Here is a 22,928-nt window from a genome sequence, read left to right as displayed (position 1 = left end):
CTTTGGCCAAAAATGGCTTCCACCATGAAGCCAAAAAGTACGACCTGAAAGAAAATCCAGATCATCTAAAGTGGCTTCATACGATCATCTCTAATGCGAAAGCTTTTATTGGTGGTACCTACCACGGCTTAGATCCTAAGCACCTACAAGCATATCTCGATGAGTTTTGCTATCGATTCAACCGCCGTGAGGTCAAAAGCGAGTTATTCAATAGGTTAGTTCATTGTTGCCTATCGTCTACGACGATTACCTATCCTGAGCTAGTTGGATAATCAAATAAAACATTAATCCAAGCGTCGGATTCGTAAAATGAATCAAGCCTAACTCACTTCTGATCTCGTCATTCAATCTTTTTTCTCAAATAAATCCGCTCCTAAATAGTTCTCTAGGCTTTTGCCAACCCTTCCATCAAAAGCGAGCTGCTGCGAAGCGTGATTTAACTGACCGAGCGTGTCTTCAAGCAATAGTCTTACTTGGTGCAAATTGCTCTGGACCCCGCCCTCTGCTTTATTTTGCAAAATCGCATACATGGAGAAATAAGAAATACTCCCAATGAGAATTAAGGGTGCGAGTGAGCTGATAAACAGGATCAAGATTAGACGATATTTCAACGAATACGGCTTCTGATGTAACCCCGCAATTTTAAGTATGGTCATGGTTCAGCCTCACTTTACTTCTTATCTAACATTGCCTAGTATACCTAACATATAAAACGCTTACAACGGTCAATTAATTGCATCTTTTTTACAAATGGACGGAGAAAAATGAAAAAGCACAACCCTTTGATGAACAAAAGGCTGTGCTTTATAGGTTTACGCTATTTCAAAGCTTTCATTGCAATATCCGTACGGTAATGCTTCCCGTCAAAATGAATCCGATCCGCATCCGCATAAGCTTTCTGGCGAGCTTCAATGATATCTTTGCCAAGGCCTGTGATTCCAAGAACGCGTCCGCCGTTGGTGACAATTTGGCCATCCTCGATGGCTGTCCCCGCGTGGAACACTAGCGAGTCTTGCACTTGATCAAGTCCTGTAATCGGCAGCCCTTTCGGGTACGGACCTGGGTAACCAGGTGAAGCTACAATCACACAAACTGCTGCTTCCTCGCTCCACTCGATCGGCTGGTCAGCCAACGTTCCGTTGTTGATAGCTAGGAAAATATCGAGCAGATCGGTTTTGAGGCGAGGCAAAATAACCTGCGTCTCTGGATCACCGAAACGCGCGTTAAACTCAATGGTTTTCACGCCATTAGGTGTCAAAATCAAACCGGCATACAGCACGCCCTTGAAGGGACGGCCCTCTTTTACCATCGCATCAGCTGTAGGTTGAACAATGTTCACAAGTGCTTCCTGTACGATTGATTCAGGGATATGCGGCAGCGGGGAGTACGTACCCATTCCGCCTGTGTTTGGCCCTTTATCGTTATCAAAAACAGGCTTATGATCCTGCGAAGGCACCATGAGACGAACCGTGGAACCATCAACAAAGGCTAGCAAGGACATTTCTTGTCCGGTTAGGAACTCCTCAATAACCACGCTGGCGCCGGATTTGCCAAACACTTGATCCACCATAATATCTTTAAGTGCTGCTTCCGCTTCTTCCATGGTTTGGGCAACGGTAACACCTTTACCTGCGGCCAAGCCATCCGCTTTAATCACGATTGGCGCCGATTGACTGCGCAAGTAAGCAAGCGCTGGCTCATACGCGTCGAAAGACTCGTAAGTTGCTGTCGGGATGCTGTACTTTTTGAGCAGCTCCTTCATAAATACCTTGCTACCCTCAATGATCGCCGCATTCGCACGAGGTCCGAAAGCCTCGATACCTTTGGATTCCAAATGGTCAACCAAGCCAGCTGCTAATGGATCATCAGGTGCTACCATCACGAGGTCAATCGCCTGCTCCTTCGCAAAAGTACTGATCTCCTCGAATTGCAGTTCCGTAATCGGCACACATTCCGCTAAGCCGGCAATCCCGCCGTTCCCCGGTGCACAGAACAATTTGCTGATCTTCGGGCTTTTGCTGAGTGCCCATACAATCGCGTGCTCGCGCCCGCCTCGTCCAATAACTAATACACGCATCGCTTTGGAAACCCCTCTCATGGGGAATGCCCACGGTCCTGTTCATGATCGTGAGCATTCTCAATTGTTTTAGTGTTTAAAGTGACGAACGCCTGTCATGACCATGGCAATGCCATTTTCGTTCGCTACGCGGATGGATTCTTCGTCTTTAATGGAGCCGCCTGGCTGAATCACCGCTGTGATGCCTGCTTTTGCTGCCATTTCAAGCGTGTCGCCCATTGGGAAGAATGCATCGGAAGAAAGGACGGAGCCTTTCGCCTTGTCGCCAGCTTGCTCAATAGCGATTTTGGCTGCGCCAACTCGATTCATTTGGCCAGCACCCACGCCAACCGTCATGTCGTCTGCAACGAGTACGATTGCGTTAGATTTAACGTGCTTAACTACTTTCCAAGCGAAAAGTAATTGTTTCATCTCTTCAGCCGTCGGTTGACGCTCAGAAACGACCTTCAGATCAGCTTCTGTCAGCTGGTAGGCATCGCTTGCTTGTACGAGCATGCCGCCTTCAACCGTTGTAATTACTGGCTCCGCTTTGCGACCAGCTACTGTATCTAAGCCGCTTACTTTGAGTAGGCGAATGTTTTTCTTTTTAGAAAGGATATCGAGTGCTTCCGGTGTAAAATCAGGCGCAATGACGATTTCCAGGAAAATCTCATGCAGCAATTGAGCTGTTGCTTCGTCAACCGCACGGTTCGCAGCCACGATTCCACCAAAGATGGATGTTGGGTCTGCATTGTACGCTTTCGTGTAAGCTTCAAGCACATTTGTACCGATACCTACGCCACAAGGATTCATGTGCTTAACGGCTACGACCGCAGGTTCGCTGAATTCTTTGACGATTTGCAGAGCTGTATTCGCATCATTAATATTGTTGTAGGATAATTCTTTACCATGTAATTGTTCAGCCGTTGTAATGTTGCCAGCAGCTGCATTTGGCTTACGGTAGAAAGCCGCGCTTTGATGCGGGTTCTCACCGTAGCGAAGCTCCTGCATTTTCTCATAAGTCACTGTATAACGCTCTGGGTAAGGCTCGCCTTGCAGGCCAGTCAAGTAGTCACCAATCAACGCATCGTAAGCTCCTGTGTGACGGAACACTTTGGCAGCTAGACGTTTGCGCGTTTCCAGCGTTGTGTCGCCAGTCTCTTGCACTTCTTCCAGCACCTTCGCATAGTCGGTTGTATCCACGATAACGGAAACAAACGCATGGTTCTTAGCTGCGGAACGAAGCATCGTCGGCCCACCGATATCGATGTTCTCAATCGCATCCTCGTAAGTCACATCAGGCTTCGCAATCGTTTCAGCAAAAGGATACAAATTCACGACAACCAAATCAATATACTCCAAACCGAGCTTCTTCATGCTCTCTTGGTGCTCCACGTTGTCACGAACGGCCAGTAGTCCGCCGTGAACATTCGGATGCAGCGTTTTGACGCGGCCATCCATGATCTCCGGAAACCCTGTAACCTCAGAAATACCGATCACCGGCACCCCTTTATCCTTCAACAAACTAAGCGTACCGCCCGTAGAAATGATCTCAACGCCCAGCTTCGACAGCTCGCTCGCGAATTCAACAATTCCCGTCTTATCGAAAACGCTGATAAGTGCTCTTTTGATTGCCACTATGCTTCCTCCCAGAAAATTGATTTGTATGCTAAATTAGTGCTTTTAAAGTTAGTTGTTTACTGCTTCAGCCACTCGACGGCTGAGAGAGCGTTTTTGGTCGTCTCACGACCAAGTTGGCCCATTACTACTGCCGAGAAGGCCTTTTCGGACTTCTCAGCGACATCGACAGGGCTGATACACCGCTTTCGGCGGCTGAGAGTGCACTTTTGGTCGTCTCACGACCAAATTGCTCCCTTACTGCTGCCGAGAAGGCCTTTTCGGACTTCTCAGCGACATCGACAGGGCTGATACACCGCTTTCGGCGGCTGAGAGTGCACTTTTGGTCGTCTCACGACCAAATTGCTCCTTTACTGCTGCCGAGAAGGCCTTTTCGGGCTTCTCAGCGTGATCGACGGGGCTGATACACCTCATCCCGCGGCTGAAAGTACGTTTTTGGTCGTCTCACGACGAAGTTGGCCCATTACCGCTGCCGAGAAGGCCTTTCCGGACTTCTCGAAGACATCGACGGGGCTAATACACCTCATCCCGCGGCTGAGAGTGCACTTTTGGTCGTCTCACGACCAAATTACTCCCTTACTGCTGCCGAGAAGGCCTTTTCGGACTTCTCAGCGTGATCGACGGGGCTGATACACCTCATCCCGCGGCTGAGAGTACGTTTTTGGTCGTCTCACGACGAAGTTGGCCCATTACCGCTGCCGAGAAGGCCTTTTCGGACTTCTCAACGCGATCCCAAAGCTGATCAGCCACTTTCGGCGGCTGAGAGAGCTAATTTGTTTAAAACTCTCGTGCACACAGATGAGTTATCCACAGGGGACCTGATCAGGAGGAGTTAGCATCCTCTCAAAACGCAGCGCCAGCTCAGCGAGCACCCAAATCCCTACAACCGCACGCTAACCCTGCGGCCATCCAAGCTCACGCGATCCTCGCGCAGCCAGCGAATCACCTGCGGCAGCAGCACATGCTCAGCCGCATGGATGCGCTCAGCCAGCGAGTCCGTAGTCTCGTGCTCGTGGATCTCCACAGCGCGCTGCGCGATGATCGGCCCGGAGTCCAGCCCGCCGTCCACGAAGTGAACGGTCACACCGGTTTGCTTCACGCCGTACAGGGCGGCTTGCTCGATCGCGCGCACGCCGGGAAACGACGGCAGCAGCGATGGATGAATGTTGATCATGCGCCCGAAATACGGCTCAACCAGCACATTCGTAATAATCCGCATGTAGCCAGCCATCACGATCAGATCGACCTGACGATCTTGAAGCTCTTTCAGTATAAGAGCCTCATAGGCCTCGCGATTTTCATAATCCCGTGGACGGAACGTGAATACAGGCACCTTCGCCTCTATAGCACGCTCCACCACAAACGCTTGCGGGCGGTCACAGACAAGAAGCTCGATGCTGACATCAAGCTTCCCCTTCTGTACCTGATCTACGATGGCCTGGAAATTCGAGCCGCTGCCCGAAGCAAAAACCGCAATTCGGTAAGGCTGCATTAAACCTCAGCTCCTTGGAACGTCACTACACGCTCGCCTTCAGTAACAATGCCTAAACGGTAAGCTTTCTCGCCTTGTGCTTCTGCTGCAGCAATAGCTTTCTCCGCATCATCCGCGTCAACGATAACAACCATCCCGATGCCCATGTTGAACGTGCGGAACATATCATTGTTCGAAATGCCGCCCTCACGCTGCATCAGCGCAAAAATCGGAAGAATCGGCCACGATCCATATTGGATTTCGACGTTCACGCCATCAGGCAGAACGCGCGGAATATTTTCGATAAAACCGCCGCCTGTAATGTGTGCCATCCCTTTGATCGCAACATCTTCAAGCATCGCCAGAACCGGCTTCACATAAAGCTTCGTTGGCTCAAGCAGCACGTTACCAAGTTTATCGCCCAGCTCATCCACATGCCCTTGAAGCGTATAACCGCCATCTTCCAGCAAAAGCTTGCGCACAAGAGAGAACCCGTTACTGTGCACACCGCTCGATGCCAGACCTAGAACCACGTCTCCAGGACGGATCGTTGTACCATCGATGATCTTTTTCTTGTCGACGATTCCAACCGTAAACCCGGCAATGTCATACTCCCCTGACGCATACATGCCCGGCATTTCCGCCGTTTCGCCACCGATAAGTGAGCAGCCAGACTGCGCACAACCGTCAGCGATCCCTTTGACGATAGCTTCAATTTTCTCTGGAATTACTTTGTCACAAGCGAGATAGTCGAGGAAAAAAAGTGGCTCCGCGCCTTGAACGATAATATCATTCACGCACATCGCAACAGCGTCAATCCCAATCGTATCATGCTTATCCATTGCAAAAGCGATCTTCAGCTTCGTGCCCACGCCGTCCGTACCAGATACGAGCACAGGCTCCTCGTACTTGTCTTTGTTCAAGCTGAACAGCCCGCCGAAGCCACCGAGGTCAGTTAACACTTCAGGACGGAAAGTCCGTTTGACGTGCTTTTTCATCCGTTCTACTGCTTCGTTCCCTGCCGCGATATCGACTCCAGCCTTTTTGTAAGCATCCGACACTTCGCTTCCACTCCTTAGTTTGTCTATGTATCGGGAGGTCGTCCGCCTAGGCGAGACCCACCCGTTATGTCTATTCCATTTTTTGCATTTCCCTATCTATTAACCAATTAATCGCAAGCACAACCAACCTTAGTAACATCCACAATCTCTGTTGGATAGCTGTTATCGAAACATGCCGTACAGTAGCCGCTCTCCGACCCTGCAGAACCTTGACCAATCGAATCCAGCAGACCTTCTTTTGTCAGAAAATGCAAGGAATCCGCGTTGATCGCCTTACGAATCTCTTCGATAGAATTCATCGCAGCGATCAGCTCTTTCCGATCCGGTGTATCAATCCCGTAGTAGCATGGATTCATAAAAGGCGGCGAAGAGATACGTACGTGCACTTCCGTAGCGCCGGCTTCTCTAAGCAAATTCACAATCCTTAAAGACGTTGTCCCGCGCACGATAGAGTCATCAATCATGACAACACGCTTGCCTTCGACGACTTTGCGAACGGCGCTCAGCTTCATTTTAACACCTTGCTCACGAAGCTCTTGGCTTGGAATGATGAACGTCCGGCCTGTGTAGCGGTTCTTGATAAGACCCAGCTCATAAGGGATACCCGTTTGTTCCGCATAACCAATTGCAGCCGAAATACTCGAATCCGGCACGCCAGTCACAATATCAGCGTCAACGAAAGCTTCCATCGCCAATTTCTTACCCATCCGCTTACGCGCGGAGTGAATATTCACCGTATCGATGTCGCTGTCGGGACGAGCGAAGTAGATGTACTCCATCGCACAAATCGCACGCCGACCGCTTTCCGTGAACCGCTCCGATCGGAAGCCGTCACGGTCAATCACGATGATTTCCCCCGGCTGCACATCACGGAAATACGTAGCTCCCACCGCATCGAAGGCGCAGGACTCGGAAGCGAACAAGTACGCATCTCCCAGACGGCCGATCATGAAGGGACGAAGTCCGTTCGGATCGAGCGCAGCGATCAATTTGTCCTTGGTGACGATCAGGAAGGCAAAGCCGCCGATAACTTGATTCATCGCATCTTTAACCGCATCCACAATATCGTCGTGCTCCGAACGGGCAATCAAATGCGCCATAACCTCGGTGTCGCTCGTCGTTTGGAAGATCGAACCCTTCTTCTCAAGCTCGCGCTTGATAATGTTGGCATTATCGAGGTTACCGTTTGTCGCAATCGCAAGGTCGCCCTCCCGATATTTGAAAACTAGAGGCTGTGCGTTCGCCAGCTTGCTCTCGCCTGCTGTGGAATAACGCACATGCGCAATCGCTGTTGAACCTGTCAGAGGCGACAAATTCTCGTTAGTGAACACCTCTTTGGCAAGTCCCATCCCGCGATAGTAGTTAAACTTTCCATCTTCTACTGTACAGATACCAGCGCTTTCCTGTCCGCGGTGCTGCAGGGCATGCAGCCCGTAATAGCACAGAGAGGAAGCGTCGGGATGACCATACACCCCGAACACCCCGCACTCCTCATTCAGCTTATCAAACAATCCGCCATGGCCGCCTACACCTTCGTTGAAATACTCTCCTGTCCAAAGCTGATGCTGCTCGTCGCCCACTTGGACAATAGGAGCAGCAGGAAGCTTTAGGGCCTCTGATTGTTTCACGCCATTAGACATGGAATCGCATCCTTCCAGACTTTCGCCAGCTCGCTTACCGGAGACTGGAGACGCTGTTCGTTGTTGATTTTAACGGTCAGATCTGAACCTGTAACTGTTCCAATTTCTTGATATGGTACGCCTTGTGATGCAATCCAGTGTTTCAAAGCGTCCGCTTTATCAGGGGAAGCACTCAGCAAAATACGGGATTGTGTTTCACTGAATAGCGTGAAGTCAGGACGAAGATCAGACGCCACATTCACAGCTGCGCCTAATTTACCGCCGATACAGCTTTCAGCCAAAGCAACGGCCAAGCCGCCTTCGGATAAGTCATGCGCAGAAGCAACAAGACCTTCTTGAATGGCTTTTAGTACCGCATTTTGCAGGCGTTTCTCAGTAGCCAAGTCCAATTCAGGAGGACGGCCTTCCGTAACACCGTGAATCACATATTGGAATTCGCTGCCGCCGAGCTCTGCTTTCGTCTCGCCGAGCAGGATGATGATGTCGCCTTCTTTTTTGAAGCTTTGCGTCGTGATGTGGTCGATGTCATGAACAAGACCAACCATCCCGATAACCGGAGTTGGGTAGATCGCACCTTTAGCGTTCTCGTTATAAAGCGAGACGTTACCGCCGATAACCGGTGTATCCAAGAAGCGGCAAGCTTCTGCCATACCGTCAGTGGATTTCTCCAGCTGCCAGAAAATCTCAGGCTTGTCTGGGCTTCCGAAGTTCAGGTTATCCGTAACCGCGAGCGGCTCAGCGCCGGAGCAAACAACGTTACGCGCTGCTTCCGAAACTGCGATCCGTCCGCCAACTTCCGGATCCAGATACACATAGCGTCCGTTGCAGTCGGTTGTCATCGCGAGGCCCTTACGGGTACCGCGAATGGTCACAACCGCTGCGTCCGAACCCGGACGCACTGCCGTTTCCGTACGAACCATGTGGTCATACTGGTTGTACACCCACTCTTTGCTCGCTACCGTCGGAGACGCGAGGACAGACTTAAGCGCATCCGTCAATTTCGTTACCTCAGGGTAACGAGTCGTGTCGATCGATGCGCTAGCCTCGTAATAAGCCGGCACTTGGCTCGGCTTATTGTAAACCGGGCACTCGTCGACGAGTGCGCCGACTGGCATGTTCCCCACGACTTCACCGTGGTGAATCAGCTTCAGGTAACCGTCATCGGTTACCTTGCCGACTTTGGCGCAGTGGAGACCCCAGCGCTCAAAAATGCCCTTAGCTTGCGCCTCATGCTTCGGCTCAACAACGAAAAGCATACGCTCCTGAGACTCAGACAGCATCATTTCATACGCTGTCATGCCTTCTTCGCGCTGCGGAACTTCATCGAGGTAAAGCTCCATGCCGTTGCCCGCTTTACTAGCCATCTCTGCGCTGGAGCAAGTCAGTCCTGCAGCGCCCATATCTTGAATTCCGAGCACGATGCCGGAATTAATTAACTCTAAACACGCTTCCAGCACGAGCTTCTCCATGAACGGATCGCCCACTTGTACCGCTGGGCGCTTCGCTTCGGACTCCGCCGTAAGCTCCTCGGATGCGAAAGTCGCACCGTGGATACCGTCGCGGCCAGTCGCTGGTCCAACGTAGAACACTGGGTTGCCAACACCTTTGGCAACACCGCGTTGAATCATGTTGTGGTCGATAAGACCCACACACATCGCATTAACGAGCGGGTTCCCCTCGTAGCTCTCGTCGAACATCACTTCGCCGCCGACTGTCGGAATCCCGATACAGTTCCCGTATCCAGCGATTCCGGATACAACGTGCTCGAACAAGTACTTCACGCGGTCGTTTTCAAGCTTGCCGAAACGCAAGGAATTCAGAAGCGCTACCGGGCGCGCGCCCATGGAGAAAATATCACGAATAATACCGCCCACACCTGTCGCCGCGCCTTGATAAGGCTCGATCGCTGAAGGGTGGTTATGACTTTCTATTTTGAAAACAACCGCTTGGTTGTCTCCGATATCTACAATCCCTGCGCCTTCGCCAGGTCCCATCAGAACGCGAGGTCCAGTAACTGGGAACTTACGGAGTACAGGTTTGGAATTTTTGTATGAACAGTGCTCGGACCACATAACGCTGAATACACCGATCTCAACGTAGTTCGGATTGCGTCCAAGGAAGCCGCAAATTTTGGCAAACTCTTCGTCCGTCACGCCCATTTGCTTGTAAATTTTCTGCTCCGCGATTTGCTCGGCTGTTGGTTCATTAACGGATAGCTGCTGCGTCATGTTTCTCCCTCCAAGCGCTTAGAATTGATGTGAACATTTTTTTACCATCTGCGGAGCCAAGAATCTCATGAACGGCACGCTCCGGATGAGGCATCATACCAACGACATTACCAGCTTTATTGCTGATTCCTGCGATATCATCAAGTGATCCGTTCGGGTTGTTGCCCGCTTCATAACGGAATACAATTTGGTTGTTTTCTTGTAATTCTTTTAGCGTAGCTTCGTCACAATAGTAGTTACCTTCGCCGTGAGCGATTGGAATTTCAATCAGCTCACCCTCCGCGTAATCACGCGTGAAAGCCGTATTGTTGTTCTCCACTCTAAGAAGCGTTTGGTGGCAGCGGAATTTCATCCCGTTGTTGCGCAGCAAAGCGCCTGGCAGCAATCTTGCTTCCGTTAACACTTGGAATCCGTTACAAATACCTAGAATGTACTTGCCTTCTTCCGCAGCCTTAACTACAGCTTTCATCACGTTCGTAAATTGTGCAATCGCTCCGCAACGCAGGTAATCCCCATAAGAGAATCCACCCGGCACGAGGATGCAGTCGTATTTGGACAAGTCGCCATCTGTATGCCAAACATAATCAACCGGCTGACCAATGGTATCTTCGATTGCCTTGTACATATCGATGTCGCAGTTCGATCCCGGAAATACAAGAACCGCAAAATTCATGACGTTTTCCTCCTTCTTCTGGTTTATTACGCCAACTCGTAGCGGTAGTCTTCGATAACCGTGTTCGCAAGCAGCTTCTCGCACATTGCTTTAACGCGTGCTTCCGCTTCTGCTTTATCCGTTGTATCCAGTTCTAACTCCAAGTATTTCCCGATGCGCACCTTGCCAACTTCGTCAAAACCCATGGAATGAAGCGCTCCTTGCACCGCAGTTCCTTGAACATCCAGTACGTTCTGCTTGATCGTTACGTAGACCGTTGCTTTCATTTCTAATCTCTCCTTAGAGTTAATTTAATCCACCAAACGGTGTAAAATTTCTTTATAACGGTTCGAAGTCTCTTCCACAACGGAAGCTGGAAGCTCATCCGGCTCACTATTTTTATCCCAGCCCGATCCCGCTAAATAGGTGCGCACAGGCTCTTTGTCCATCGAATCAATCTCGATATCCAGGGCGTATTTATCTTGTGACCAGTAACGCGAGGAATCCGGCGTGAAAATTTCATCAATAATAATAAGTTCTCCCGCATAAAAGCCGAATTCAAACTTCGTATCTGCTAAAATAATGCCCTTTTGCTCACAAATCGAATGGGCCAACGTGTAAAGCATGATGCTTCGCTCTTGCAGCGCATAAGTCAGCTCTTCGCCGACTAAATCAATCATTTGTTCCACGGAAATGTCTTCGTCATGACCGACATCATTTTTAGCCGCAGGTGTGAAAATAGGATCTTGCAAGCGCTCGTTCTTACGCAGGCCTTCAGGCAGTTTGCGACCGTTAATCTCGCCGGTTTTCTCGTACTGTCTCCAGCCGTTGCCTGTGATGTAGCCGCGAACCACGCATTCAATGGAGATGCGGTCCGCTTTTTTCGCTACAATAATACGTTCCTTTAGGAACTCTCTATCTTCCGCACTCGGAATAATCGCGTGGAGCTTTTCCACGTCCGTGTGCACAATGTGATTGCTCATGTAACCGCTCGTCACGCCGAACCAGTATTTACTTAGCGCGTTCAGAACGTACCCCTTATCAGGAATACCAGGCTTCAACATGTAATCAAAAGCTGAAATCCGATCCGTTACCACGATAAGGAAATGTTCGCCCAGATCATACAGTTCACGTACTTTACCCTTATGAACCAGGGGAGCGTTAATCATTTCAACAGCTGATTCCAAGATATTGTTAGCCACGAACCACACATCCCTTCCTGTTAAAATGTCCTGCTTTATTTCAAACCTAAACGGTTAAAGATCGTGTCTACGTGTTTCAAATGCCAGCTTGGATCGAAGCAATCCGCGATTTCTTCTGGGCTTAACACTTCGGTAATGACGGAAGCATTCTCAACGATTTCACGGAATGAACGCTGCTCTTCCCATGCTTGCATCGCTCTTGGCTGAACCGTATCGTACGCTTGCTCACGAGCAAAGCCTTTGTCGATCAGCTTCGTCATCACGCGGCCAGAGAAAGGAACATCATAGGTGCTGCGCATGTTACGCTTCATATTTTCAGGGAACACAGTCAAGTTCTTGATGATGTTGCCTAGACGGTTCAGCATGTAGTTCAGCAGCTGCGTCGCATCCGGCAGGATAATACGCTCAACGGAGGAGTGCGAAATGTCGCGCTCATGCCAAAGCGTCACATTCTCATAAGCGGAAACCATGTGCCCGCGAATCACACGGGACAGACCGGAAATGCTCTCGCAACCAATCGGGTTACGCTTATGCGGCATGGCGGAGGAACCTTTTTGACCTTTTGCAAAAGGTTCTTCAACCTCGCGGAACTCACTCTTCTGAAGCGCGCGAATTTCAGTCGCGAATTTATCAAGGGATGTAGCAACTAGCGCCAGCGTCGCCATGTATTCCGCATGACGGTCACGTTGCAAAGTTTGTGTTGAGATCGGAGCTGCTTTTGTGCCCAGCTTGCCGCACACGTACTCTTCAACAAAAGGATCGATGTTCGCGTAGGTGCCTACTGCACCTGAGATTTTACCGAATTGTACGCCATCAGCGGCAAAACGGAAACGCTCCAGGTTACGCTTCATTTCCTCGTACCAAAGCGCCATTTTCAAACCAAAAGTCGTCGGCTCGGCATGCACACCATGCGTTCTGCCCATCATAGCTGTATCTTTATGTTCGATCGCTTTATTGCGAAGGATTTCGATGAAATTCTGAATGTCTTTGTCCAAAATCTCGTTCGCTTGTCTCAGCAAGTAGCCCAGTGCCGTATCGACAACGTCTGTTGATGTCAAACCGTAGTGAACCCATTTGCGCTCAGGTCCTAGCGTTTCGGAAACCGCTCTAGTAAAGGCGATCACGTCATGACGCGTCTCTTGCTCGATCTCATAAATGCGTTCAATGTTGAAGCTTGCGTTCTCGCGCAGCACCTTCACATCTTCCTTAGGAATAACTCCAAGCTCTGACCATGCTTCGCAAGAAAGAATCTCGACTTCAAGCCATGCTTGGAATTTATTTTCCTCTGTCCAAATGCGTGCCATTTCTGGGCGTGTATAACGTTCAATCATGTTAGCCGTTCCTCCAATGAGTTCTTTTACTTACTTTCCCAAATGCCTGTCTGTTCTATCCAAGTCAGTGCTTTCGCTACGTCGCTTGTCAGGAGATTGATGTGTCCCATCTTGCGTTTTTCTTTCGCTTCTTTCTTGCCATATAGATGAACCTTCGCGCTAACGCCTAATTCACTGTGTTCGAGGAAATCGGGTCGGTCGATCAGTTCTTGCAGCGGTACGATATGCTCACCAAGCAAATTGACCATCACAACCGGTGACAGCAGCTCGGTAGAACCAAGCGGCAGGTTGCAAATCGCGCGAACATGCTGCTCGAACTGTGAAGTCCGGCAGGCTTCCATCGTATAATGACCTGAATTGTGCGGGCGTGGCGCAAGCTCATTGACGTAAAGCTGTCCATCCTTCGTCAGGAATAACTCCACTGCGATCAAACCAATCACACCGAGCGATTCTGCGATACGTACAGCAAGCTCTTCCGCTTCCTTTTGCACCTGAGCAGGGATTCGCGCCGGAACGATGGATTGATGCAGGATGTTATGTACATGTATATTTTCAGCAGCGGGGAAAGCCTTCACCTCGCCGCGTGGACTTCTTGCCGCAATCACGGATAATTCTTTGTCAAAATGAATGAATTGTTCGAGAACCAGCTCTGTTTTGGCGCGGCTGAGAGTTTCGTAAGCTTCATCCACCTCGTCCAGCGAGCGAAGCACCCACTGCCCTTTGCCATCGTAGCCGCCGGTTGCTGTTTTGAGAACGCACGGTGTCCCGAAGCGTTCAGCTGCTTCACGCAAATCTGCTGCGCTGGTGATTTCCGCATATGGAGCCACAGGTACGCCTGCTGCTTCAATTGCTCTCTTTTCACGCAGACGATGCTGGGTCGTGTATAAAAGCTCACTTCCTTGTGGAACATAGGACTCATTCATTAAAATGTTGGTCACATGCGCATCGACGTTCTCGAATTCGTACGTGATGACGTCCGATAGGGTTGCGAGCTTTCTCGCCGCTTTAACATCGTCAAAGTCCGCCTGAATTTGCTCATCCGCGACTTGACCGCAAGGCGCGTCATCGGTAGGGTCGAGCGTCACGAAGCGATACCCCATGTTGCGTCCGGCCAAGGCCAGCATACGGCCTAGCTGCCCTCCGCCCAAGATGCCAATGGTACCGCCTGGCTTGATGACCTTACCGCTTAAGTTTGAGGCTTCGCTCATAGCAGGTCACTGCTTTCAATCACGGTCTGCGCAATTCGCTCGCGACGCGCTCTGACCTTCGCTTGCAGCTCGGGCTCGAATGCGCCTAGAATTTGCGCTGCCAACAGGCCTGCATTCGTGGCGCCCGCATGACCGATTGCCACCGTCGCGACTGGAATGCCGCCTGGCATTTGCACGATCGAGAGCAAGGAATCAAGTCCGTTGAGCGTGGACGTTTTGACTGGAACACCAATAACCGGAAGCTCCGTTTTGGCTGCTACCATCCCTGGTAGATGCGCCGCCCCTCCTGCTCCGGCAATAATGACTTGAATGCCGCGGCCTGCCGCCGAAGCTGCATATTCGAACATAAGGTCCGGCGTTCTATGCGCAGAAACCACCTTTTTCTCATAAGGCACTCCCAGCTCTTCCAACATGTCGCATGCGTGCTTCATCGTTTCCCAATCCGACTGGCTTCCCATTATGACACCAACACGTACCGTCATCACTACAAACCTACTCTCATCTTATATGGTAGTTTTAAACCATGATTACAATCCATCATCTATAACCTCAAACCCAAAAAACGCCCAGAGCTAGAATACATGATTCTATCCGCTGGACAGCAAAAGAACCGAATGCAAAAAGACCATCGTCTTCCTATGGTTTCCCTCATTCGCTTCCTCGTAGTCCAAAAATTCATGGTTTTTGGGTAGAAACTTTCAGGCCTTATCCCTGATTTTATACGAGTTGATTCGACATTTTCAATTAGTGCGGCTTCATTTCCCGCTTCCCTAGTTTACTACCAACTAACGTGCGATGTCAATTTCAAAAAACGAACAATTTTCGTCTAATTCTTTTGGATAGTTCGCTTTTTGGTGCATTTTCTATCTTTTAAACGGTTTGCGACCTCAGATGAGATTCTCATCTTCTTCTGAGACCCTATTAGTCTGCAATAAACACTTCCGATAAGCTGATGATTAATGCTGATATTTTTCGACATGACCATCCTTGGATACTTATAAATTCTCATGTGATAAAAATAGAGGGGCTGTCCCATAAGCATGGTTCACTGATTCTTCAGAGTCTGAAAACCTGCGAAAATGCAGGAATTTCCAACGAGATCGTGTGAAAAGCAGAAAAACCTGCGATTGTGCAGGAATTTTCGAGTTTTCCATCCTTTAATCAGGACAATGGCCTCAAAAACATGCAGAATCGCAGGCATTCATTATAGAGGTTATTCCAACAAGACAAAAGATGTATAATCGCAGGTTTACAAGAAAAATGAGGCTTTCCACAAGTCGGTTTTCTACTTGTGGAACAGCCCCCTCTTTAACCAATTCCAACTACACAGCAGAAACCTCTTTCACAGCCCCTGTTTGCAGCGACATATCTGTTTCCTCTGGATTTGGATTAAACTGCTTCTCACTCTTCGCAATGACAATGGTCGCTACGCTATTACCAATGATGTTTGTAATCGCTCTCGCTTCCGACATGAACCGGTCTACCCCAATCAGAAGCGCCATGCCTTCAATTGGAATGACATTGTTCGGAATTGCGGCAATTGTAGCTGCCAGTGTGACGAATCCTGATCCGGTAATGCCCGCAGCACCTTTTGAAGTTAGCATCAGTACGCCCATGAAGGTCAGTACCTGCATCAAGTTTAGTTCTATACCATAGGCTTGTGCAATGAATAACCCTGCCATAGATAAGTAGATCGATGTACCGTCAAGGTTGAATGAATAACCAGTAGGAACAACAAGACCTACAACGGACTTAGATGCACCGAACTTCTCCAGCTTTTCCATCACGCGCGGCAATGCGGATTCGGATGAAGATGTCCCCAGTACAAGCAGCAGCTCTTCTTTAATGAATCGCAAAAGCTTAATTAAGCTAAATCCATACATTCTACAAATAGCTCCGAGTACAATAAAGATGAAAAGTGCCATGGTAATATAGACGGACCCCATCATTTTACCGAGAGAAAACAACGAGTGAACGCCGAATTTGCCGATCGTATAAGACATCGCACCAAAAGCGGCAATTGGAGAGAATTTCATGATGATTCCTACAATGCGGAAGAAAATTGTATTCAATTTCTCTAGGAAATTCGTAACGGGTTTCGCGCTGTCCCCAAGACCAGCCATCGCCAAGCCAAACAAGATAGAGAAGAATAGAACCGGCAGCATATCACCTTTGGAGAATGCAGCCATCACGTTATCCGGAACGATACTTGTAAGGAAATCGACAAATCCGTGACTGGTTGCTGCCGCGTCTTTCGTATACTTCGCAACATCTGCGGCCTTCACACCAGCCGTGCTCATTCCTGCGCCAGGGCGAATGATGTACATTACGGCTACACCGATAACCATTGCAAACGTAGTAATAATTTCAAAGTACAGCAGCGCCTTGCCGCCGATTCGACCTACTTTTTTCATATCCCCCATACCGGAGATCCCGATTACAATGGTAAAAAACACAATTGGAGCAATGACCATTTTGATCATCTTCACGAACACATCGGAAAGTACTTTTAAGCTTTCTCCCTGAGAAGGGAAAAACTGACCGACCGCAATCCCGAGCACAATCGCTAGCAGTACCTGCAGGGTTAAGTTTTTTCTAAGTTTCATCAACATCTTATTTCCTCCTTAATCTCTGCCTAATCTAGGCTTGGACTTTCTCTTTGCGTCTTCTGGCGACCCCATCTTCATAAGCAGCTTCTATGACCGCATCTCTCACTCGTTCCGCGACCGATTGATTAAACACACTTGGAATAATGTAAGACTCATTCAACTCATCCTCTTGAACAACCGATGCGATAGCCTTGGCTGCTGCAAGCTTCATATTCTCAGTCACTCTGGATGCCCTGCAATCCAGCAATCCCCTGAACAAGCCTGGGAAGCATAGCACGTTATTGATTTGGTTCGGGTAGTCCGAACGGCCGGTTGCCATAACCCGCACATAAGGCTCTGCCTCTTCGGGAAGTATTTCTGGCGTCGGGTTTGCCATTGCAAAGACGATTGGATTTTCCGCCATTTTGGCGACGTCTTCTCTTTTAAGTACACCAGGTCCCGATACGCCGATGAAAATATCTGCTCCTTCAATAACTTCCGACAATGAGCCTTGAATCTGCTTCGGATTCGTATGTTCCGCGTACCATTGCCAAAACGGATTGTCGTAAACGCCTTCACGTGTGATAGCACCTTGTCGATCGACACCGATAATATTTCGAACACCTGCGGCCATTAGCATTTTGGTGCAAGCCGTTCCTGCCGCGCCAACGCCGCAAAGCACGACTTTGCAATCTTCAAGCTTCTTGCCCACAATCTTAACGGCATTAAGCAATCCTGCCAAAAGCACCACCGCAGTACCATGCTGATCATCATGAAATACGGGAATATCCAGTTCCTCGATAAGCCGCTGTTCAATTTCGAAGCATCTAGGTGCAGATATATCCTCTAGATTGATTCCTCCAAAAGTTGGCGATAGCGCTTTCACGATATTGACAATTTCATCTGTATCCTGTGTAGCCAGACATATTGGGAATGCATCGACACCAGCTAACTGCTTAAACAACATTGCCTTTCCTTCCATAACAGGCATTGCTGCTTCCGGTCCAATATTACCCAGACCAAGTACAGCAGTTCCATCGGATATGACCGCAACCGTATTGCGTTTGATGGTGAGCGTATGAGCGAGCGACGGTTTTTCGTGGATCGCCATGCACACCTTGGCAACACCCGGTGTATACACCCTGGAGAGGTCATCTCGGTTTTTAATAGGATACTTGGGACTCATTTCAATTTTCCCGCCCAAATGAAGCAGGAACGTTTGATCCGAAACATGAACGATTTTTACTCCTGCCAAATTACGGATGGCCGCGGCAATCAACTCGGTATGCTTGTTATCGTATACATTGATCGTGATATCCCGAACCGTGATGTTTTTGTCCGTTCTAACGACGTCAATGGCTATAATATCTCCACCTGCATCACTAATGGCCGTAGCCACACTGCCGAACGACGCGGTATCCTTATCCAATTCTAGTCTCAAAATAATACTTGTATTAACTCCCGATGGGATTGACACGTTCTTCACCTCAAGCGATATCAGACTTAGTTTCATCTATTTCTGTTTTCATGATATCGCTTTCAAAAGAAGGCGTGAAGAATTTGACCATATTGGTACTTATGGTCTTTTTGGTCTCCACTTTGACTTATGATCTTTTATCCTCTGCCATCCATACATATCGATTAATCGGGCGCCCAATCCCGCCATATTCAAGGTCTAACTTCACCTGCTTATTCTTCTCCAGGAAATCCAGATATCTGCGTGCCGTAACTCTTGCCAATCCTACGCCCTCGGCCACTTCTTCCGCGGATAAAGATTTGTGCTGCTGCATCAGAAATAGCACAACTTGCTTCATCGTCAGCGCTTGCAATCCTTTGGGCAAGTCCGTTTGCATACGGACAGAAGGTATTTCAGGAAGCGGTTCTCCCCCGTTCCCGTGTAACAATTGATCCAGTTCAACTTGTGATAACGTCGATTCTGTACCTAATCGCCTCTTCATTATTTGGTAATTTTCCAGCGCCTCTCGGACCCGTTCAAACTTAAAAGGCTTCATGATATAATCCACAGCCCCATGATGAAGCATCCGTTGGATCGTTGGAATGTCGTTAGCAGCCGTTATTACAATGGCATCTGTATGCAACTGTTCATTTCGAATTTGCTGGAGCAATTCGGTTCCATTTTGCCCCGGCATATAGATATCTAGAATTACTAGGTCTGGCTTCAAATCACGAACTTTCTCGATTCCATCTACACCGTTAGAGGATGTCCCTACAATTTCAAAACCGGGAACTCTCTCAACAAACTGCCTGTTCACTTCAAGAACCATCGGATCGTCCTCAATCAGTACGACTCTATACATGAGTTTCTTCCTCTCTTGTATGCATCGGGAAAGTGAGAATAAAGCTCGTCCCCACGCCAACCGTGGACTCTACTTCCAGATGAGCCCCGCATTTATTCACAATATTATGAATTAAATACAAACCAATACCCCTGCCTTCGTCTGCATTTGTCGAGTAACCTCGCTCAAACTTGCGCTGTTTGGTTTCCTCAGTCATGCCTTTTCCGTTATCCTCGACCAAAATCGATAATACCTCTTCATCCTGCTCGATACTGATAAAGATCTCTTTCTTCCCATCCTTCTCCCTCAGGGCATCAAAAGCATTTTCAATCAGATTCCCCAAGATGACCACAACATCGTGCTGGTCCAAATTGTCTGGAAATCGCATCAACCTGCTTGCCCGATCCAAACGAACGTCGATACCCAACTCTCTGCCGCGGCTGATTTTCCCCAAAAGTAAACCGGCAGCGCTCTCATTCGCAATCTTGCTCGAGACAAAGCTGCTAAGCTCGGATTGCGCTTCCATCGTTTCGAATAAATAGTCCAGCGCCTTCTGCTTATGATCAAGTTGAATCAAACCGCCGATGGTGTGCAGCTTATTCATATATTCATGATTCTGCACCCGAAGTGCGTCAACAAATGCCCTTACTCCGGTCAACTCTTCCGCGATTTTCGTCACCTCCGAGCGGTCTTGAAAAATAGCTACGGCGCCAACCGTTTGATGGCCTACTTTAATAGGAACCCGATTACTCAAAATATGAGCAGGACCAATATGCTGCTCTTGGTTATAAATAGCATGGTTAAGCTGCAAAATCTCCGGAAGCCTCGTATCCGGCAGCACTTCTCGAATATGGCGTCCGAGTACTTCTCCTTCGATCTGAAGCATTTTTTTGGCCTTGTCGTTAAAAACCGTGATGTATTCATCGCTGTCAATGGCAATAACGCCTTCATGCATCGCATTGAATGTGGCGGTTCGCTCTACGAGCAGCTGGGCGATTTCCTCAGGTTCCAAGCGAAACATCTGCTCCTTAATATGCCTCGAAAGCATCCACGAACCCCAAATACCAAATAGCAAAGACAAAAATACCGTCACATAAATTTGCCCCCGCATGTCGAGGATGATCCCGGTAAGTCCCGGCACCAGCTTCCCCACCAATACGACACCTACCTGTTCGTGCTGCTCATTCATGACAGGTACGAAGGCTCTATGCGCTGTCCCTTGTTCTCCTTTTGCCTTGGAAAGATACGTATGCTCGGCAAATGCAGCATGCTCGTCCTCCCCCTGTGAAGGCTCCCCGATCCGAGAGGATGATGGGTGAGACCAGCGAATACCGTTCATATCCATGACAACAATATAGTCAACGTCATTAATAATACGTAGACGTTCAGTGATCGGATTAATTTCCTGCCTTCTGCTTTGTTCCGAAAGCCCGCTGATGATAGAAGGCAATTGGGTAACTGTGCGCGCAGTAACAAGCAGTCTCTGTCCAAGCTCCTGTTCCTGTAGATGAATCACACGGCCTATTAATATGATACCGCCGATACAAATCGCAAATAAAACGATACCGAACGACAGAATCGTAATTTTCCAATTCATGCGAAGCCCTTTAATTTTCAAAAGCCGTTCACCCACTTTCAGCTTGCCGTGAATTTCAAACATCATCCTCCATTATGTTACACTGAATTTATTATACAGAACAAATGGGGGTCCCTATGAGAACGTTTGTCGGTATCACTATGTTTCTTTTAATCGGACTCCTGACAGCGTTGGGATTCGGTTTCTCCTGGCAATTGAATAACGGGCCGATTGTGGGTGATGATGAGCAGATCGGACTCGGCCGACAAACGATCATTCGATTCAGCTTTGTCGTGGCGGAGAATACACCCAAAGGATTAGCGGCTCAAAAGTTCGCCCAATTAGTTAAAGAAAAGACCAACGACATCATCAAAGTCGAACTATTTCCCAATGGTACGCTATACAATGAACCCGATGAAGTCGGCGCTTTACAGAAGGGCAGCATTCAAATGATCGCGCCAAGCTTCTCTAATATATCCGAAGTCGTTCCCGAATGGATGGTCATGGATCTTCCCTTCATTTTTCAAAATGATGAAGATGTAGCCAAAGCATTTCAAGGCAAGATTGGGAACATTCTGATGCGTCAATTAGAGCCGAAGGGTATCGTTGGTCTCGGTTTTTGGGCTAACGGTTTTCAGCAAATGACATCAAACCACGGCACGCTTGCTCATCCCGAAGATTTTCGAGATTTGAAATTTCGGATTCTTCCAAGCAAGATCATCGAATCCCAATTTCGGCAGCTGAACGCGAAGACGGTCCCTATTCCTTTTAACCAAGTATACCGCAGTATGGAGTCCGGTCAGGCAGACGGTGGAGAGAACACGATTTCGAACATTTACTCTAAAAAGCTGTATCAGGTTCAAAAATATTTGACCATTAGCAATCATGCCTATCTTGGTTATGGTGTGCTGGTGAATAAAGTATTTTGGGACAAATTATCGGCAGAACAGCAAAAGACGATTAATGAGGCCATGCAAGAAGCGACGGTTTGGGCGAATCAAAATGCGATCGAGATCAACCGTAAACAGTGGAACGAGCTGCAGAGGATTGGGCAGATGAACGTTCACGTTCTATCCAAAGAGGAACGAAATGAATGGCAGCAGGCGCTTGAGCCTGTCTATGAGGAAGCTCAATCCTATATAAGCAAAGAGCTCATGGATGCCGTATACGAGCTTAGACGCGAAAGCACTAATAAGCAATCGGGATTAGACTAAAAAGGCGCTGCGGCGTGAAAAGAGGCAATTTTATCTCTTCTCACACTGCAGCGCCTTACTTATGATCAAGCATTTACCAAGGATAAACGACTCCGTCGTCCTTCAGGACGAGCGTGTTTGTCAAGACTGATGACGCGAAGTGCAATAAAACTTATACTTCCTTATCTACGAGCAAATTGCCGCTTCATATCGCAAGGAGGCACCGACTACAGGCAACTCATTAACTAAACCAAGCTGTTTAAACACATGCAAACTGCTGTTAACCGTCATCGCATTCATATGGGGATATTTATCGATCAACGCTTCACAAATATCTTTCACCGTTGTGTAACTGCCCTGCGCATATAGAAACGTAAGTATTGCACATCTCTGTGGTGTTAAAGGTATGTTTTTGGCGCGCATCCGCTGCAGCGCTTGATTCAGATCATGCTGTACCATGATGGGAACCTCCTCTTCGATTTATTGGCATTTATTTATTTTATTTTTTGATTATCCAGTTAGCTCAGGAATGTCTTTAAATACGAACTAATGTTTGGTATAATGAAATCAAACATATGTTCGGGAGTGATTTTTATGGCAAAGCAAGAATCGATGAATCTTATTCAATTTCAAAAGAAGTTTCAAACCGAGGAAGCTTGCCATCAGCATTTGTTCAAGATGAAGTGGCCTGAGGGATATCACTGTCCAAAATGTCAGCACCAGAAGGCTTACGAAATTAAGACTCGTAATTTACCTCTTTACGAGTGTACGAATTGCCAACACCAAA

Annotated in this window: 21 protein-coding genes and 1 riboswitch; of the genes, 3 read left to right on the top strand and 18 right to left on the bottom strand. The window is 48.4% G+C overall.

The window, feature by feature from the left end:
- On the top strand, positions 1-272 hold a 272-nt coding region (locus G519_RS52610), incomplete at its 5' end, for a transposase (protein WP_244280304.1).
- Between the two features lie 72 nt (positions 273-344).
- Here G519_RS52610 and G519_RS0133210 read toward each other — a convergent pair.
- The 17 genes from G519_RS0133210 to G519_RS0133130 form a co-directional block, all read right to left on the bottom strand.
- A complete protein-coding gene (locus tag G519_RS0133210; RefSeq protein ID WP_029198295.1) occupies positions 345-656 on the bottom strand; it encodes a hypothetical protein in 312 nt (103 codons plus the stop codon).
- Positions 657-817: 161 nt separating this feature from the next.
- Positions 818-2,077, bottom strand: coding sequence for a phosphoribosylamine--glycine ligase (gene purD, locus G519_RS0133205; protein WP_029198294.1), 1,260 nt, complete (start codon positions 2,075-2,077; stop codon positions 818-820).
- Positions 2,078-2,146: 69 nt separating this feature from the next.
- On the bottom strand, positions 2,147-3,694 hold the full coding sequence (gene purH, locus G519_RS0133200; RefSeq protein ID WP_029198293.1) for a bifunctional phosphoribosylaminoimidazolecarboxamide formyltransferase/IMP cyclohydrolase: 1,548 nt from the start codon (positions 3,692-3,694) through the stop codon (positions 2,147-2,149).
- 880 nt (positions 3,695-4,574) lie between these two features.
- Positions 4,575-5,186, bottom strand: a complete 612-nt coding sequence (gene purN, locus G519_RS0133195) for a phosphoribosylglycinamide formyltransferase (RefSeq protein WP_029198292.1) — start codon at positions 5,184-5,186, stop codon at positions 4,575-4,577.
- The gene (gene purM / locus G519_RS0133190) at positions 5,186-6,226 is read right to left on the bottom strand and encodes a phosphoribosylformylglycinamidine cyclo-ligase (protein ID WP_029198291.1); all 1,041 of its coding nucleotides are present in this window, start codon (positions 6,224-6,226) and stop codon (positions 5,186-5,188) included. The genes purN and purM overlap by 1 nt, the downstream gene beginning before the upstream one ends.
- A 107-nt stretch (positions 6,227-6,333) precedes the next feature.
- A complete protein-coding gene (gene purF / locus G519_RS0133185; protein ID WP_084160459.1) occupies positions 6,334-7,866 on the bottom strand; it encodes an amidophosphoribosyltransferase in 1,533 nt (510 codons plus the stop codon).
- Positions 7,851-10,094 carry a phosphoribosylformylglycinamidine synthase subunit PurL gene (purL, locus tag G519_RS0133180; RefSeq protein ID WP_029198289.1) on the bottom strand — a complete coding sequence of 748 codons (2,244 nt, stop codon included), beginning with the start codon at positions 10,092-10,094 and terminating at the stop codon, positions 7,851-7,853. Before purL ends, purF begins: the two co-directional genes overlap by 16 nt.
- On the bottom strand, positions 10,072-10,767 hold the full coding sequence (gene purQ, locus G519_RS0133175) for a phosphoribosylformylglycinamidine synthase subunit PurQ (protein WP_029198288.1): 696 nt from the start codon (positions 10,765-10,767) through the stop codon (positions 10,072-10,074). The genes purL and purQ overlap by 23 nt, the downstream gene beginning before the upstream one ends.
- Positions 10,768-10,793: 26 nt before the next feature.
- Positions 10,794-11,033: a phosphoribosylformylglycinamidine synthase subunit PurS gene (gene purS / locus G519_RS0133170; protein WP_029198287.1), complete on the bottom strand. Its 240-nt coding sequence runs from the start codon at positions 11,031-11,033 to the stop codon at positions 10,794-10,796.
- 24 nt (positions 11,034-11,057) lie between these two features.
- Positions 11,058-11,915 carry a phosphoribosylaminoimidazolesuccinocarboxamide synthase gene (locus G519_RS0133165; protein ID WP_051253915.1) on the bottom strand — a complete coding sequence of 286 codons (858 nt, stop codon included), beginning with the start codon at positions 11,913-11,915 and terminating at the stop codon, positions 11,058-11,060.
- A gap of 68 nt (positions 11,916-11,983) precedes the next feature.
- Positions 11,984-13,279, bottom strand: a complete 1,296-nt coding sequence (gene purB / locus G519_RS0133160) for an adenylosuccinate lyase (protein WP_029198285.1) — start codon at positions 13,277-13,279, stop codon at positions 11,984-11,986.
- 26 nt (positions 13,280-13,305) lie between these two features.
- Complete coding sequence (purK, locus tag G519_RS0133155) at positions 13,306-14,487, bottom strand: 5-(carboxyamino)imidazole ribonucleotide synthase (RefSeq protein ID WP_029198284.1); 1,182 nt, start codon at positions 14,485-14,487, stop codon at positions 13,306-13,308.
- A complete protein-coding gene (purE, locus tag G519_RS0133150) occupies positions 14,484-14,969 on the bottom strand; it encodes a 5-(carboxyamino)imidazole ribonucleotide mutase (RefSeq protein WP_029198283.1) in 486 nt (161 codons plus the stop codon). The genes purK and purE overlap by 4 nt, the downstream gene beginning before the upstream one ends.
- Positions 14,970-15,130: 161 nt before the next feature.
- Positions 15,131-15,232: riboswitch (purine riboswitch) on the bottom strand.
- Between the two features lie 577 nt (positions 15,233-15,809).
- Positions 15,810-17,093: a dicarboxylate/amino acid:cation symporter gene (locus G519_RS0133145; protein ID WP_208860924.1), complete on the bottom strand. Its 1,284-nt coding sequence runs from the start codon at positions 17,091-17,093 to the stop codon at positions 15,810-15,812.
- Positions 17,094-17,127: 34 nt separating this feature from the next.
- On the bottom strand, positions 17,128-18,552 hold the full coding sequence (locus G519_RS0133140; protein WP_029198281.1) for an NAD-dependent malic enzyme: 1,425 nt from the start codon (positions 18,550-18,552) through the stop codon (positions 17,128-17,130).
- 127 nt (positions 18,553-18,679) lie between these two features.
- Positions 18,680-19,393 carry a response regulator gene (locus G519_RS0133135; protein WP_029198280.1) on the bottom strand — a complete coding sequence of 238 codons (714 nt, stop codon included), beginning with the start codon at positions 19,391-19,393 and terminating at the stop codon, positions 18,680-18,682.
- On the bottom strand, positions 19,386-21,035 hold the full coding sequence (locus tag G519_RS0133130) for a sensor histidine kinase (protein ID WP_279626883.1): 1,650 nt from the start codon (positions 21,033-21,035) through the stop codon (positions 19,386-19,388). The genes G519_RS0133135 and G519_RS0133130 overlap by 8 nt, the downstream gene beginning before the upstream one ends.
- 50 nt (positions 21,036-21,085) lie before the next feature.
- Between G519_RS0133130 and G519_RS0133125 the strand changes: the two genes are divergently transcribed.
- Positions 21,086-22,162: a DctP family TRAP transporter solute-binding subunit gene (locus G519_RS0133125; protein WP_029198278.1), complete on the top strand. Its 1,077-nt coding sequence runs from the start codon at positions 21,086-21,088 to the stop codon at positions 22,160-22,162.
- Positions 22,163-22,327: 165 nt separating this feature from the next.
- On the opposite strand, the gene G519_RS45780 is transcribed toward G519_RS0133125, so the two are convergent.
- Positions 22,328-22,600, bottom strand: a complete 273-nt coding sequence (locus G519_RS45780) for a Fur family transcriptional regulator (RefSeq protein ID WP_051253912.1) — start codon at positions 22,598-22,600, stop codon at positions 22,328-22,330.
- 135 nt (positions 22,601-22,735) lie between these two features.
- On the opposite strand from G519_RS45780, the gene G519_RS45775 reads away from it, so the two are divergent.
- On the top strand, positions 22,736-22,928 hold a 193-nt coding region (locus tag G519_RS45775; RefSeq protein ID WP_036634748.1), incomplete at its 3' end, for a transposase.

Source organism: Paenibacillus alginolyticus DSM 5050 = NBRC 15375, from assembly GCF_000422905.1.
Taxonomy (GTDB): domain Bacteria; phylum Bacillota; class Bacilli; order Paenibacillales; family NBRC-103111; genus Paenibacillus_E; species Paenibacillus_E alginolyticus.
This window is presented reverse-complemented; position numbering and strand designations above follow the sequence as displayed.

Bases quoted from the DNA above. Each gene is read 5' to 3' on its own strand.
- G519_RS0133135 (WP_029198280.1), bottom strand. From the start codon at position 19,393: ATGTATAGAGTCGTACTGATTGAGGACGATCCGATGGTTCTTGAAGTG.
- G519_RS0133125 (WP_029198278.1), top strand. From the start codon at position 21,086: ATGAGAACGTTTGTCGGTATCACTATGTTTCTTTTAATCGGACTCCTG.
- purQ (WP_029198288.1), bottom strand. From the start codon at position 10,767: ATGAATTTTGCGGTTCTTGTATTTCCGGGATCGAACTGCGACATCGAT.
- purF (WP_084160459.1), bottom strand. From the start codon at position 7,866: ATGTCTAATGGCGTGAAACAATCAGAGGCCCTAAAGCTTCCTGCTGCT.
- purN (WP_029198292.1), bottom strand. From the start codon at position 5,186: ATGCAGCCTTACCGAATTGCGGTTTTTGCTTCGGGCAGCGGCTCGAAT.
- purL (WP_029198289.1), bottom strand. From the start codon at position 10,094: ATGACGCAGCAGCTATCCGTTAATGAACCAACAGCCGAGCAAATCGCG.
- G519_RS0133130 (WP_279626883.1), bottom strand. From the start codon at position 21,035: ATGATGTTTGAAATTCACGGCAAGCTGAAAGTGGGTGAACGGCTTTTG.
- G519_RS45780 (WP_051253912.1), bottom strand. From the start codon at position 22,600: ATGGTACAGCATGATCTGAATCAAGCGCTGCAGCGGATGCGCGCCAAA.
- G519_RS0133165 (WP_051253915.1), bottom strand. From the start codon at position 11,915: ATGATTAACGCTCCCCTGGTTCATAAGGGTAAAGTACGTGAACTGTAT.
- purB (WP_029198285.1), bottom strand. From the start codon at position 13,279: ATGATTGAACGTTATACACGCCCAGAAATGGCACGCATTTGGACAGAG.
- purS (WP_029198287.1), bottom strand. From the start codon at position 11,033: ATGAAAGCAACGGTCTACGTAACGATCAAGCAGAACGTACTGGATGTT.
- G519_RS0133145 (WP_208860924.1), bottom strand. From the start codon at position 17,093: ATGAAACTTAGAAAAAACTTAACCCTGCAGGTACTGCTAGCGATTGTG.
- purD (WP_029198294.1), bottom strand. From the start codon at position 2,077: ATGCGTGTATTAGTTATTGGACGAGGCGGGCGCGAGCACGCGATTGTA.
- purE (WP_029198283.1), bottom strand. From the start codon at position 14,969: ATGACGGTACGTGTTGGTGTCATAATGGGAAGCCAGTCGGATTGGGAA.
- purK (WP_029198284.1), bottom strand. From the start codon at position 14,487: ATGAGCGAAGCCTCAAACTTAAGCGGTAAGGTCATCAAGCCAGGCGGT.
- G519_RS0133210 (WP_029198295.1), bottom strand. From the start codon at position 656: ATGACCATACTTAAAATTGCGGGGTTACATCAGAAGCCGTATTCGTTG.